The organism is Marinobacterium marinum (assembly GCF_013868415.1).
In the GTDB taxonomy this organism is placed as follows: domain Bacteria; phylum Pseudomonadota; class Gammaproteobacteria; order Pseudomonadales; family Balneatricaceae; genus Marinobacterium; species Marinobacterium marinum.
Genome location: NZ_JACEMT010000041.1, coordinates 211,769 through 225,375 on the forward strand (window position 1 = coordinate 211,769; position 13,607 = coordinate 225,375).

The following is a 13,607-nucleotide window of genomic DNA, read 5'->3' on the forward strand; positions in this document are numbered from 1 at the left end:
ACTCAGTCCAACGGGGTGAATCCTGACGAAGTTGATGAAACAGGTATGAGATCACGGTTGCGCCAGCCGATCAGAACCAGTACCGGCAACTGCATCAGCACCCCGTAAATCAATACGCCCACTGACATTTCGGCGCTTTGCAGCAACCCTCCCGTCACCAGCAAGGCGGTGCCTGCATTCTGAATACCGACCTCAATGGCCAGTGTAACCTTCCCCGCCCCCGACACCCCTGCCCAGGCTGCGAGCAGATATCCCGTCAGCAAGGCGCAAACCGCCAGTAGCAAAGAAACCGGCCCCACGGCACCGATCAGCTCCGGCAATCGGGCCCAATTGGCCCACATGATCAAGGATACGGTCAGCACCATGAAGATCAACGAACATACCTTGATCGGCGGGATCAGGCGCGTGCATTGAGACGGCCTCACAGAGGCAACCAGCATACCCAGCCCCACCGGCAACAAGGTTACCAGCACCATTTTCAAGAGGGTTACCAATACGGGAAAGGGCGGCATGACCTCACTCAGACCATACACGTCCAGCACGACCAGTGTCAGTAATGGCAACGTAAAGGGTGTCACCAGACTGGTGATGGCTGTTAATGTGACCGAAAGTGCCGTATCGCCCCGGGCCAGCAGCGTCAGCATGTTGGAAGTGGCGCCACCCGGCGCCAATGTCAAGATCATCAAACCCGCGCCCAGCAGTGGAGGCACCTCTGTACACCACAGCACCATGGCCCCCAGCAGGGGCAAGAGAATCAACTGCGCCCCCAGCCCCAGCAACACGATTCCCGGTCTTTGCAACAGGCGCATAAAATCACTTCGGGACAGAGTCAGGCCCACACCAAACATGATGCTGAACAGCGCCAGAGGCAAAACAAGCTGGGTGAGATATGAGGTCTGCATCAGGCACCATCGACGCGAAACGAAGTCGCCATGCTAAGCGATACGGCATGAAGGAACAATGGCATACTGACGCCCCGACCCTCTCCGTGACCGGCTTATGTCATCCTACCCACATCTGCTGTGGATAACACTGTGAAGATTTCATTACCAAACGGCTTCAGCTCGCGTAATCACGTGCCCTCAAACAGATTGATCGTTTTTTGATCACCAGTTTTTAATTACTGAAATCAGCCACTTACTCGCTCAATAACCCTACCGTCAGGCGCACGTCTAGTGCCGACCGGGATATAACGGTATCATTACGCGCTGTTTTCAGCGGAGTGCACAACCGATGCAGGAACAACTCGACAAGCGCCGCAAGGCCGCCGAGCGCGTCACCATTATCGGCGCCATTCTGGATACCTTTCTCGGCATCCTGAAAATCCTGATTGGCGCTATTGCGAACTCGAGCGCTCTGATTGCGGACGGAATCCATTCCCTGTCCGACCTATTGACCGACTTTATGGTCGTCGCGGTACTGAGGCTCTCGCACCGAGCACCCGACGACAACCACCCTTGGGGCCACGCACGCTTCGAAACGGTAGGCACCGTGGCGCTGGGTACCATTCTGATCGCTGTCGGCGGCGCCATGGCCTACGACAGCATCAGCCTGCTGTTTGCCTCGACTGCGCCTGACCTGCCAACTTGGCCCGCACTGATTGCTGCGGCCATTTCCATTCTGGGAAAAGAGTGGATCTTTCGCTATACGCTGAAGATCGGTAAGCAGTTGCAGTCCGATCTGATCATCGCCAATGCCTGGCACAGCCGTACCGATGCCTTCTCTTCCATTGTCGTACTGCTGGCGGTTGCCGGTGCCATGGCCGGTATCTGGTGGCTCGACGCGCTGGCAGCCGTTTTGGTGGCCGTTCTGGTAGGCAAGATCGGCTGGGACCTGGTTTCCAAAAGCGTGACTGAACTGGTGGATACCGCCTTGCCCGAGGAGCGCGTTGCGGAGCTACGTGAGCAGGTCTTGCGAGTAGAAGGCGTTATCAACGTCCACAGCTTCAAAAGCCGCCTGATGGGCAGCCAGAGCCTGCTGGAGATGCATCTTCAGGTTGCCCCCCACCTCAGTGCGGCCGAAGGGCACTACATTGGTGACAATGTGGTGTGCCAGTTACAAAGCCGGTTTGATGACATCGGCCATGTCATTTTTCATATCGACACCTATGACGATGAAATCCATGGTGATGTCTTTTGCCCGATCATGCCGTCACGACGTGAAATCAGCCAACACCTGGACGCGGCGCTGAGTCGAATTCTTGGCGACAACCCGGATTACGAACTGATTCTGTACTACCATCCGGAATATATTGACCTGGATATCAAGGCATCGGGACAGATTCATCAGTTGCTGGTACAAACCGGACTCAGCGCCCGGGAACTGGAAGAACAGCTGCGCGAACAGCTGTCGGCATTGAACTGGTTCAGGGAATTGAATCTATGGCTGCCGCCACACTAGCTCCCGGCCGACAATCCGGGGCTGGGTCCCGGCAAAGGACCCGCCCCATCCAGAGACGGACTCAGCCGTTGACCAGAAGCTCGGCGATACGCGCCAGGTCTTCCGGCGTATCCACTCCCGCGGGTGGCGCCACATCCGCCGCTGCCACGTGTATCCCCACCCCGTGCCAGAGTGCGCGCAACTGCTCAAGGGACTCGGTCTGCTCCAGCGCAGCCGGTGGCCAGTTGACAAAATCATTGAGCATTTTGACCCGGTAGGCATAGAGACCGATATGACGCTGCCAGGGGAAGCCTGCCGGCATTTGATCACGCTCACCCGACATGAAGTCGTCACGCGGCCAGGGTACCGGTGCGCGACTGAAATACAGCGCCATCCCCTGATGATCGGTTATGACCTTGACCACATTGGGGTTCAGTAGCGCATCAATCGTTTCAATAGGCTCGGACAGCGTGGCAATACCCGCCGTTGGCACCGCCATCAGGTTGTGCGCCACCTGGTTGATAATGCGCGGCGGAATCAGCGGTTCGTCACCCTGAACATTGACCACGATATCATCCGCATAAAAGCCCAGCGTCTGGACCACTTCCTGCAAACGATCAGTACCCGACGGGTGATCAGATGATGTCATACATACTTCGGCCCCAAAACCGTCAGCGGTCTGTGCAATCCGGTCGTCATCCGTGGCGATAACCACCCGTACAGCCTCACTCTCGCAAGCACGCTCGTAGACATGCTGCAGCATCGGTTTTCCGGCCAAATCCGCCAGCGGCTTGCCCGGAAAACGACTGGATGCATAACGAGCCGGTATAACAACTGAGAAACTCATGGATCACTGGCTCTCCTTCAACCGCTCTTCCGCACTCAGAGTACGGGCTTCCGACTCCAGCATCACCGGAATATCATCGCGAATCGGGTAGGCAAGGCCGCTGGCTCGACACACCAGCTCATTGGTCTCCCTGTTCCACTCCAAGGGAGCCTTGGAAACGGGGCACACCAGAATATCAAGCAGTTTGGGATCCATTGTTTTGTCCTGTCTGTTGCGCTGACACCTGTGCCAGCCGCTGTAAAAATTGAGATTGGAACGATGCGCTCAAGCGGGCTTCGACCCTGAGCACCCAGGCTTCCTTCAGCGGAAAGGCCCGGCACTTCACGGCATCCTTTTCGGTCATGATAACAGGCAACGGCGGCAGAAAGTCGAATTGCTCGGGAGTCATCGCTGCATGATCTTCCAGCGGATGCTCAATGGGCTCAAAACCCAATGATCTGAGAGTATCAAAGAAACGGCCCGGATTGCCGATGCCGGCTACCGCATGAACCTGCCGCCCCTGCGTCCAACATTCGGGCCGAATGCTCGGACCACCCGACAGGGGTGTTAACCGGGAGGGAAACAGCTGCATACAGACCGGCGTCTGTTCCAGCGCCGGCAGCCCCGCGACCGTGGCAGCGCCATTGACCACAACCCAGTCCACCAGCGCCAGGCGCTCGGGCGGCTCCCGCAACGGCCCTTCAGGCAGACAATGCCCGTTACCCAGTCCCCGCCTGCCATCAACCACGGCGATCTCGATGTCCCGTGCCAATGCATAATGCTGCAGTCCGTCATCACTGATAATCACGTCACAGGGCGAGTGATCCAGCAGAGCATCAACCGCGCGCGGGCGATCCGGGTCTATCACCAGCGGCACATCGGTACGCTGCACGATCAAACAGGGTTCATCTCCGCCCGTTGCCGGCGGTGTTTCTGCAGTCACATGCCAGGGATAGGATGGAGGAGCAGCGCCATAGCCGCGACTGACCACCCCTGGCCGGTAACCTTCAGCACGGAGCAACTCAATAAGCGCGATTGTCAGCGGCGTTTTCCCGGTGCCTCCGATACTGATGTTGCCGACAATGACAACCGGTACGGGAATGCCGGATTCGGCACTTCCCAGACGGCGCTGCCGCGCACAGCGGCGCTGCACCAGACACCGAAACAGAGCCGACAGGGGGCGCAGCATCCTGAGCCAACTCGCTCCCGAATACCACGCCCTTTCCAATGACATCAGTCGCCGGCTTTTTGGGTCGCGATACTCAGCCGGGAGAATCCGAGCTGGCCGGCCACATCCATGACCGTTACAACCGACTGATGTTTGGCATTGGCATCCGCCGTAATGACGAACGGCAAATCACGTTTTTCCCCGGCCAGCTTGATCACTGCTCGCCGCAGCGTCAGTGCATCACTCGTTACCAGCGGCAGTTCATTGACCGAATATTGTCCTTCGGCCCCGATGACCACATCAATGGCGTCAATTTCGCTTGCCGCATTAACGGCATTCGTTGCCGCTTCCGGCAAACTGATGCTCAAGTGGGACTCGCGGGTAAACGTGGTCGTGATCATGAAAAATATCAACAGCAAAAACACCACATCAATCAAGGGTGTCAGGTTGATATTGATCTCTTCACGTCGTTGACGTTGGAATTTCACCGCTACCTCCCGGATTATTGGGTATCGACTTCGCGATCACCATGAATCACTTCGACCAGCTTGATCGACTCCTGCTCCATGGTCAGAACAAGACTGTCGACACGGCGTTGGAAGTAGCGGTGCATAACCAAAGCGGGGATCGCCACCGACAGCCCAGCGGCCGTCGTGATCAGAGCTTCGGAAATCCCGCCCGCCAGAATGCTGGCATTGCCGGTTCCCTGCAGCATAATCTCCATGAATACCTTGATCATGCCGATCACGGTTCCCAGCAGTCCCAAGAGCGGCGTAATGGCTGCAATCGTTCCTAATGAGTTCAAAAAGCGTTCAAGCTCATGCACCACATGGGAAGCTTCTTCCTGAATGCTTTCTTTCATGATATCGCGGCCATAGCGCGCATTGTTCAGACCGGCAACAATGATACGCCCCAACGGGCTGCCGCCACGAACAGCGTCAAGACGCTCGGTGGTCAATGCATTTTTCTGGGTTGCTTCCCACACATCCGCCAGCAGCCCTGCGGGAGTAACAAGCGCGGGGCGCAACACCAGCAAACGGTTCACGCAGATGGCAAGTGCAACAATAGAGCACGCTACGATTGGCAGCATCAACCAGCCGCCGGCAACTATAATCTCAAACACCTTAGACACACCTCCTGTTAGTGGTGTCAACTTTATCACAGCATCCTTACCGGGAGTAAGGCGTTAACTGGCTGTCCAATAACGCTTTTTCTGCTTTCTGTAACCTGCTGCCGAACAGTGTTCCGAATCGGCAACCAATTGTATGGCTCCTGCGTCAGCCGTCTGCAGCCAAGGGATTCCCCGTGCTTCCAAGCGCGCCACGACCTCGCCATGAGGATGACCAAACCGATTATACCGACCGGCACTGATCACGACCTGGTGCGGCTGTAACAGGTCGAGCAACGCAGCGGTGGTTGAGTCCCGACTGCCATGATGCCCGGCAACCAGCCAGGTGACCGGCTGTCGGAAGCCTCTAGACAGCAACCGGTATTCGCCACTCGCATCCAGATCGCCCGTCAACAGCAGGCTGCAATGGCCGTTGTCGACATACAAGATACAGGAGCGATTGTTACGGCTACGCGTTTCCGTATCGGCAAAGGCCCGGTAAAAGCCGAACTTCACACTCCCCGACCGCCACTGCTGCTCGGCACAACGTTCAGCGCCCGGCAGCGCATCCGGCTCACCGGCATAAAGCTGTCGCACACTCAGATGTTCGGCCAGAACATTCCAGCCCCCGGCATGATCGCTGTCGCCATGACTGATTACCAGGGTTTCCAGCACCGATATACCACGCCGCTCAAGCCAGGGTAGAACCGCATACGGAAAGGCTGCACCGCCCCCGGGGTAACCCGGGCCCGTATCATACAACAGAGAACCGCCTGCCGTTTCGATCAACACGGCCTGTCCTTGCCCCACATCAAACACCCAGACGTTGAATTCACCCACTTCCGGCAATGTAATCCGCGGCGCCAGTATCGGGATCAGTACCGGCACCAGCAACACACGACACAACGCGGGCATCGGCAACAGCAGCAGGACAACCGCCAACCCCATCAATACCAGCAAACTCCCCGAAAGCCCTGCCACATCGGTATGCAGACCCGGGACCGTCGCGCACCAAGTCAACAGCTGCCATAACCCTTCGACCCCCATATTGATCAGCTGAACCACTTCAACACTGAAAGCAGCCAGCGACAACAGGGCCGGAAGCGACCAGATAAGCAGCCCTAAAATCGGTACGGCCACCAGGTTGACCGGCACGGAGAGCAGGCTCAGCTGATTGAACAGAGCCGCTAACAGGGGCAACATGCCAAGAAAAAGTACCCACTGCAGCTTGAGACCAACGCCCAGATGCCGCTGCCAGCCCTGCACTTCGGCGTTGCTCTGCCAGAGCCAGAGAATCAGCGCCACCGCCCCGAACGACAGCCATAATCCGGCTTCCAGAATGGCCAGCGGATGCAGGGTCACAATGACGACCAGCGCCAGGCGCCAGCGCTGCCAGCCCGACAAGGGATACAGCCCTCCACTGCCCAGCATGAAAACCGCCAGCATCAACCAGGCCCGCTGCACGGGAATCCCCCATCCCGACAAACCGGCATAACACCCTGCCAATCCAACGGCCATCATCGGCGCCAGCCAGCGCCAACCTGAAGTGGACCGAGACCATAGCAACAGCGGCAACTGCAGCAACCGCCCGATCCCCCAGCCCAAGGCCGCAAAAACGGCCACATGCAAACCGCTGACCACAAACAGATGCGCCGTCCCGGTGACCTGCAGCACCTGCCACTGCTCGGAGCTCAGGCGCGTACGATCTCCCAGTATCAACGCCCTGAGCGTGTTTGCTCCGAGCACCGAGAACCTTTGGTCAAAATAATCGGCCAGGTATTGGCGCACATGTCGTATCGAGGGCTCAGCACTCCGATGCCCCTCAATCCGGCGGACATACCCCCTGGCATCGATGCCACGACTAAGGTAATCACGTTCACGATCAAACGCAGCCGGATTGCTTAACCCGACGGGGGGCTTGATTTTAACCACCAGCTCCAGGCAATCACCCTTTGCAAAACGATAATCGACCCCATAGTAGTTTGCCTCAACCAGCCTGAGCGCTGGCAGTTCAGAGGCTTGGGCAGACACCTGCACGGGCCTGAGCAGAAGGCGGTAATAACCGTTCTTATAGACCGGCAAAGCCGCAACTTCTGCCGTCATAACCAGGTCTTGGGGCGATTGTTCAAAACGATGTGCAAGCTGCCAATGGCCATAGACTGTAGCGACCAGCAGCCCCCCTGCGTATAACAGGGCCGATGCCCGTATCGGCTGCCAGAATGCAACCGCCAACGCCATCAGTATGCCCCACCAGCCCCACGACAATTCGGGGACAAACACGAGACTGACAATTCCGGACAGATAAGCGATCATCCTTGATCCTTATGGTTGGCTTAACGAAATTCTGGCGGCATAATGTAACCACTTGTCAGAAGTGGTGAACCCGTCTCGATGCCTCGCAAGCTGATCAAAAAATACATGCCCAACGAGCAGACGTTGAAGTCACATCGTCATCTCAGCTGGCTAGGACGACACCTGCACGACCCCAATCTATGGCATCTGACCCGCAAATCCGTTGCACGCGCCTTTCTGGTCGGCATTCTCTGTGCTTTTATGCCGATTCCCGGCCAAATGGTTATCGCTGCCGTTCTGGCCATTCTGGTATCCAGTAACCTGCCCATCTCCGTAGGCCTGGTCTGGATCACCAACCCCCTGACTATGCCACCTATTTTTTACGCCTGCTACCGGGTCGGTCTGTGGATACTGGGTATGGAGTCCAGCCTGGGACATAACTGGTCGTGGGAGTTGCAAACCATTCAGGCGGAGTTTGCCTCGATCTGGTGGCCCTTGTTACTGGGCAGCGTGGTATGCGGCCTGTTCTTCGGCCTGACCGGATATGCAGCCATCAGCCGTTTCTGGATCTGGCATGTCAATAGAAGCTGGCGCAAGCGCATACAGCTTCGCTGTAAGCGCAAGGACAGCAAATAAATAATCAGGCGACCGCTTCGTGCAGCACACCATCGACCAGTTCAAGCGCCCGCCCCATGCGAGCCGCCAACTGCATATCATGCGTCACGATCACAAAAGCCGTCGCCAAAGTTGCATTCAGCTCGTCCAGATAGTGCTGTACTTCTTCAGCCGTATGACGATCCAGGTTCCCTGTCGGCTCATCCATTAATACACAGGCAGGCTCATTAACCAGCGCACGTGCAATCGCCACTCGTTGACGCTCTCCGCCACTCAACTGAGCCGGTTTATGCCGGATACGATGCTTTAATCCCACTCGCTCCAGCAGTTGACCCGCGCGCTCGGCAGCGGTATGGCTGGACTCTCCGGCTATCAGAAGAGGCATGGCAACATTTTCCAGCGCAGTAAATTCGTGCAACAAGTGATGAAACTGATACACAAAACCCAGCTTCCGGTTACGCAGACGAGAACGCTGACGCTCACTGACACCATAGAGTGACTGACCGACAACCTGAACTTCGCCGCCATCCGGGCGGTCCAGACCACCCAGTATATTCAGCAGGGTACTCTTACCACTCCCCGAGCTGCCGACAATCGCCAGTCGCTCGCCCTTGGCAACGGTCAAATCGATGGATTTGAGAATATGGATCGGCTGCCCAGCTTCCCGGTAGCATTTGTCGATGTGCCGACAGCTCAATACAGCTTCACTCATAACGCAGGGCCTCCGCCGGTTGGGTACGTGATGCGCGCCAGGCCGGGTACAGGGTCGCGACAAAGCTGATCGCAAAGGCTGCCGCCGTAATCATGCCGACATCGGACCACACCAGTTCCGACGGCAGATAACTGATGAAATACACATCCGCTGACAGAAATTCGATTCCCAGCATACGCTCGATCCAGGCCACCAGATCCGTCACCGTCAGTGCCAACGTCACACCCAACAGCACACCCAGCGCCGTACCAATCAACCCGATCAGAATCCCCTGCACCATAAAAACGCGCAGAATCATGCTCGGGGTCGCCCCCATGGTACGCATAATGGCAATATCCGACTGTTTATCCGTCACCACCATCACCAGCGTTGAAACAATATTGAAGGCCGCCACAAAGACGATCAGCAACAACAGCAGTGCGATCATCCGCTTTTCCATTTGAATGGCCTGAAACAGGTTGCCATGCGTACGTGTCCAGTCATTTACATACAGAGGACGTGGCTGCGCCTGCGCAATGGCCCGTGCTTGCTGTGGGGCGGTAAACAGATCATCAAACTTCAGGCGCAAGCCGTCTACCTGGCCGGTTGACATTCGCTTGATGCGCGCGGCATCCGCAATGTGCATATAGGCCAGGTTTGCATCCAGCTCGGCCCCGACCGAAAAAATACCAACCACATCAAAGCGTTTTAATCTGGGTACGATACCCGCCACACTGATCGAGGCTTCCGGTAATACCAGCGTGACCTTGTCACCGACAGCGACACCCAGAAAACGTGCCAGCAGCTCGCCCAGCACTATGCCGTATTCCCCACCCTGCAACTCGGACAGAGTCCCATGCTGCATGTGCCGACCGATTATGGAGACCGATTCTTCCTGGCCAGGGTCTATGCCGTTGACCAGCACACCCTGAACGCGCCCGCGGCTGGTCAGCATGCCTTGGGCCTGCACATAGGGCGCAGCACCCTCGACACCGGGCTGAAGCAGGACCTGATCACGCAGGGATTCCCAGTCCTCAAGTCCCTGATCACCATAGCCGGCCAGAGTTGCATGAGGCACCATGCCCAGAATGCGTTGGCGCAACTCCCGGTCAAAGCCGTTCATCACTGACAAGACGACAATCAAGGCTGCCACGCCCAGCATAAGGCCCAGCATGGACACCAGAGAAATAAACGAAATGAAATGATTGCCGCGCTTGGCTGCGGTATAACGCAGGCCGACAAATATCGATAATGGTCTAAACATGGGGCGGAATTAAATCACAGTTGGTGAACAAGCTCTAATAGAATTGCAAAAATCGCTGCCTCTTGCATCGACAACGACCGGGACCTACAGCCAGCGGCGATGTTGCTGCTATGATTAGCCGGCCACTCAGCCTTCACGATACGGAAACTGCCGATGAGCCAAAAACCCCTCGATACTCCCCGCCCACGCCTGTACCTGCTGGCCAGCGCTGCTGGTTTCGCCGGCCTGATTCTGTGGTTCTACGCCGGTCGCGAGCTTGGTATTCTGCAATGGATCGTGGATTTTTTCCCCGCTTCACATGCCGGCGCCGGTTTGATGATCGCCATCATGCTGATGATGACTCCCGGTTTCCTGATCTGGAAATTCTACAATCGCTGGGTCGAGCAGCGGCTTGAAGTCAAGGGGCGCCACCTTGAAGATGAGGTCTATCTGCCGCCCACAAAAAACCGGAGCTAGGCTCCGGTTTTCCAACAACGCCGCCCGGTTACAGATTGGCGATACGGTTCAGGCCCGAAATGGCCGCTACACGGTAGGCTTCCGCCATCGTTGGATAGTTGAAGGTGGTATTGATGAAATACTTCAACGTGTTGGCTTCGCCCTCCTGGCGCATCACTACCTGGCCGATATGGATAATCTCCGACGCTTGGTCACCGAAGCAGTGAATCCCCAGAATCTGCAGCGTTTCCCGATGGAAGAGGATTTTCAGCATTCCGACCGGCTCACCTGAAATTTGCGCACGCGCCGTATCCTTGAAGAAGGCCTGCCCGACTTCATACGGAACACTTTCGGCCGTCAGCTCCTCTTCGGTTTTACCGATTGAACTGATCTCGGGAATCGTATAGATACCGGTAGGTACGTCGTTGATATAACGGAAATCGTCCGCCGACAGCATGTCTGCCGAGGCTGAGCGCCCCTGGTCCAGGGCAGCCGACGCCAGGCTCGGCCAGCCAATCACGTCACCTACCGCATACACGCCTTCCGCCGCGGTACGGTAATGCTCATCCACCGCGACCTGGCCGCGACTGTTCGCTTCCAGACCAATGTTTTCCAATCCAAGACCCGCCGTATTACCGGTACGGCCATTACACCAGAGGAAGGCATCTGCCCGAATGCGCTTGCCCGATTTGAGAGAAATCGTCACCCCATGCGCATCGCCTGTAACCGATTCATAGTCTTCGTTATGGCGAATTTTCACTGCATTGTTGCGCAGATGGTAGCTCAGCGCATCCGAAATCTCGTCATCCAGGAAGGACAACAGGCGGTCACGCATGTCGATCAGATCGACCTTCACCCCCAAACCGCTGAATATCGATGCATACTCACACCCGATCACACCCGCTCCAAAAATAACCAGCGTACGTGGCGTATGGCTCAGCTTCAAAATGGTGTCCGAGCTGTAAATACGCGGGTGATCGAAATCGATGTCCGGCGGACACCAGGGACTGGAACCGGTTGCCAATACAAAATTCCTTGAGCGCAGGATTTCACGGCCGCTGCTGCGCCCTTCCACCTGAATTTCGCCCTGTTTCAAGAACTTGGCATGACCAAAGAAAACATCAATCCGGTTGCGTGCATAGAAGTTGGTACGCAGCATGACCTGGTTCGATATCACCTTTTCCGCCCGCGTCAGCACCTTGGGAAACGAGAACCAGCGCGGCTCGCCGATATCACGGAACATCGGGTTGGTATTGAATTCAATGATCTGCTTGACGGAATGACGCAGCGCCTTGGACGGAATCGTTCCCTTGTGAGTGCAGTTGCCGCCAACGGTATCCTGCTCCTCGACAATTGCTACTCGGCGTCCCTGTTTGGCCGCATTGATAGCAGCCCCTTCACCGGCAGGACCTGAACCGATCACTACGACATCATAGTCATATACAGCCATTAAGTTTCCCCTTATTGCTCCAATCTGATTGCTGACCCCAGACACCCACGGCTATCCGTCAGTTTAAAGGTCCGGCCATCAACAACCCCATTAACCTTTAGACTTAACCTCATAGGCAAGATCCGCCGACGCGGTTGCCGTACTGCGTTCCTGCTCTTCATCACACTTGTTCGGATCACCACCGCAGATATCGCATACCGTGTCCATACCCAGTGCGCTCATGCCGCCACAGGAGCCTGCGATAGGCTTGCGCCCCAGCAGCACACCCACCGACATTGCTGTTATGATGAGCAACAGTGCCGCAAACGTAAAAATCATCGTATCCATCACAGTCCTCCTGTGGGTTCTTGCAGATAAGGCACAAAGCCGGGCGTGGCACGACTATCAAACCCGTCACCGGACTTACTGGTGAACATGGCCTTTATCCCTTGTTCGAAAGCAAAATTGTAACCTTGTTCCTCGCCCATCACCATTAGGGCGGTTGCCCATGCGTCGGCATCCGCGCAATTATCGGCAATCACGGTAACAGACACCAATCGGTGGCGTATCGGTCGTGCAGTACGCGGGTCTATCGTATGTGAATAGCGCACCCCATCCTCTTCAAAGTAATTGCGATAATCACCCGAAGTAGCCACGGCTCCCTGTTGAAGACTGATAACTTGCTGCACCTCCCGTGTTCCGGCCCGAGGTGCCTCAATCGCCAGTCGCCAGGGCTCTCCTCCGGGCTTCACGCCCCTCATCCGCAACTCCCCCCCTATCTCTACCAGGTAGCGCCGAATGCCACGCGCCTCCAGCAGATCGGCCAGTTGATCAACACCATACCCCTTGGCAATGGCCGACAGGTCGATGTACTGATCATATTCCTTGAGCACTGTCGAAGCCGCAGGATCCAGATGCAGGAAGGTATAACCCACTTTCGACTTCAACTGCTCAATTTCAACAGTGTCCGGCTGGTGTGTAATCCGCCCCTCGGGGCCAAACCCCCACAAATTGACCAGTGGACCGACGGTAACATCAAAGGCGCCGCCGGAAACCTCGCTGATTTGCCGGGCGCGCTGCACCATGGCAAACAATTCCGGCCCCACCTTATGCGCCACGCCCGCTTCGGCACGATTCAGCACGGACAGTTCAGAGGTATCGATATAAGTCGACATTTGCTGATTGATCAGGGCCAGCAGCTCTCCTGCCTCCGCACGAATCGAGGGCACACGGCTTTCGTCCGCATCCACCCACTTCATGCTGAAGCTGGTCCCCATAGTCAGCCCCTGAACAGCGACCACTTTTTCCTGTGACGCCGAATTGCACCCCAGAACTCCCAAAACAAAAACGGCCAGCAGCGAGGCTGCCAGCCATTTTGTCAGACGTATCCGATTAGCCAT

The 13,607-nt window shown here is 56.5% G+C and carries 15 protein-coding genes; 3 read left to right on the forward strand and 12 right to left on the reverse strand.

Annotation, left to right across the window (positions count from 1 at the left end; all coding sequences use genetic code 11):
- Positions 1-2 precede the first annotated feature (2 nt).
- Positions 3-902, reverse strand: a complete 900-nt coding sequence (locus H1S06_RS06185) for a bile acid:sodium symporter family protein (RefSeq protein WP_181738293.1) — start codon at positions 900-902, stop codon at positions 3-5.
- A 331-nt stretch (positions 903-1,233) separates the two neighbouring features.
- Here H1S06_RS06185 and H1S06_RS06190 point away from each other — a divergent pair, with 331 nt between their 5' ends.
- On the forward strand, positions 1,234-2,400 hold the full coding sequence (locus tag H1S06_RS06190) for a cation diffusion facilitator family transporter (RefSeq protein ID WP_181738295.1): 1,167 nt from the start codon (positions 1,234-1,236) through the stop codon (positions 2,398-2,400).
- A gap of 61 nt (positions 2,401-2,461) precedes the next feature.
- Here H1S06_RS06190 and kdsB read toward each other — a convergent pair whose 3' ends face one another.
- From kdsB to H1S06_RS06220, 6 genes are all read right to left on the reverse strand, one after another.
- Positions 2,462-3,226 carry a 3-deoxy-manno-octulosonate cytidylyltransferase gene (gene kdsB, locus H1S06_RS06195; RefSeq protein ID WP_181738296.1) on the reverse strand — a complete coding sequence of 255 codons (765 nt, stop codon included), beginning with the start codon at positions 3,224-3,226 and terminating at the stop codon, positions 2,462-2,464.
- A gap of 3 nt (positions 3,227-3,229) precedes the next feature.
- Positions 3,230-3,421 carry a Trm112 family protein gene (locus tag H1S06_RS06200; RefSeq protein ID WP_181738298.1) on the reverse strand — a complete coding sequence of 64 codons (192 nt, stop codon included), beginning with the start codon at positions 3,419-3,421 and terminating at the stop codon, positions 3,230-3,232.
- The gene (gene lpxK / locus H1S06_RS06205; protein ID WP_255482918.1) at positions 3,402-4,394 is read right to left on the reverse strand and encodes a tetraacyldisaccharide 4'-kinase; all 993 of its coding nucleotides are present in this window, start codon (positions 4,392-4,394) and stop codon (positions 3,402-3,404) included. Before lpxK ends, H1S06_RS06200 begins: the two co-directional genes overlap by 20 nt.
- 44 nt (positions 4,395-4,438) lie before the next feature.
- Positions 4,439-4,861: an ExbD/TolR family protein gene (locus H1S06_RS06210; protein WP_181738302.1), complete on the reverse strand. Its 423-nt coding sequence runs from the start codon at positions 4,859-4,861 to the stop codon at positions 4,439-4,441.
- A gap of 14 nt (positions 4,862-4,875) precedes the next feature.
- Entirely contained in the window at positions 4,876-5,496 is a 621-nt protein-coding gene (locus tag H1S06_RS06215; RefSeq protein WP_181738304.1) for a MotA/TolQ/ExbB proton channel family protein, read from the reverse strand.
- 63 nt (positions 5,497-5,559) lie between these two features.
- Entirely contained in the window at positions 5,560-7,794 is a 2,235-nt protein-coding gene (locus H1S06_RS06220; protein ID WP_181738306.1) for a DNA internalization-related competence protein ComEC/Rec2, read from the reverse strand.
- Between the two features lie 78 nt (positions 7,795-7,872).
- Here H1S06_RS06220 and H1S06_RS06225 point away from each other — a divergent pair, with 78 nt between their 5' ends.
- Positions 7,873-8,409 carry a DUF2062 domain-containing protein gene (locus H1S06_RS06225; protein WP_181738308.1) on the forward strand — a complete coding sequence of 179 codons (537 nt, stop codon included), beginning with the start codon at positions 7,873-7,875 and terminating at the stop codon, positions 8,407-8,409.
- A gap of 4 nt (positions 8,410-8,413) precedes the next feature.
- On the opposite strand, the gene lolD is transcribed toward H1S06_RS06225, so the two are convergent.
- The gene (gene lolD, locus H1S06_RS06230) at positions 8,414-9,100 is read right to left on the reverse strand and encodes a lipoprotein-releasing ABC transporter ATP-binding protein LolD (RefSeq protein ID WP_181738309.1); all 687 of its coding nucleotides are present in this window, start codon (positions 9,098-9,100) and stop codon (positions 8,414-8,416) included.
- Positions 9,093-10,343, reverse strand: coding sequence for a lipoprotein-releasing ABC transporter permease subunit (locus H1S06_RS06235; RefSeq protein WP_181738311.1), 1,251 nt, complete (start codon positions 10,341-10,343; stop codon positions 9,093-9,095). The genes lolD and H1S06_RS06235 overlap by 8 nt, the downstream gene beginning before the upstream one ends.
- A gap of 153 nt (positions 10,344-10,496) precedes the next feature.
- Here H1S06_RS06235 and H1S06_RS06240 point away from each other — a divergent pair, with 153 nt between their 5' ends.
- A complete protein-coding gene (locus H1S06_RS06240; RefSeq protein WP_181738313.1) occupies positions 10,497-10,799 on the forward strand; it encodes a hypothetical protein in 303 nt (100 codons plus the stop codon).
- Positions 10,800-10,827: 28 nt separating this feature from the next.
- On the opposite strand, the gene sthA is transcribed toward H1S06_RS06240, so the two are convergent.
- The 3 genes from sthA to H1S06_RS06255 form a co-directional block, all read right to left on the reverse strand.
- On the reverse strand, positions 10,828-12,228 hold the full coding sequence (gene sthA / locus H1S06_RS06245) for a Si-specific NAD(P)(+) transhydrogenase (protein ID WP_181738315.1): 1,401 nt from the start codon (positions 12,226-12,228) through the stop codon (positions 10,828-10,830).
- A gap of 90 nt (positions 12,229-12,318) precedes the next feature.
- On the reverse strand, positions 12,319-12,555 hold the full coding sequence (gene nqrM / locus H1S06_RS06250) for a (Na+)-NQR maturation NqrM (protein WP_181738317.1): 237 nt from the start codon (positions 12,553-12,555) through the stop codon (positions 12,319-12,321).
- Complete coding sequence (locus tag H1S06_RS06255; protein WP_181738319.1) at positions 12,555-13,607, reverse strand: FAD:protein FMN transferase; 1,053 nt, start codon at positions 13,605-13,607, stop codon at positions 12,555-12,557. Before H1S06_RS06255 ends, nqrM begins: the two co-directional genes overlap by 1 nt.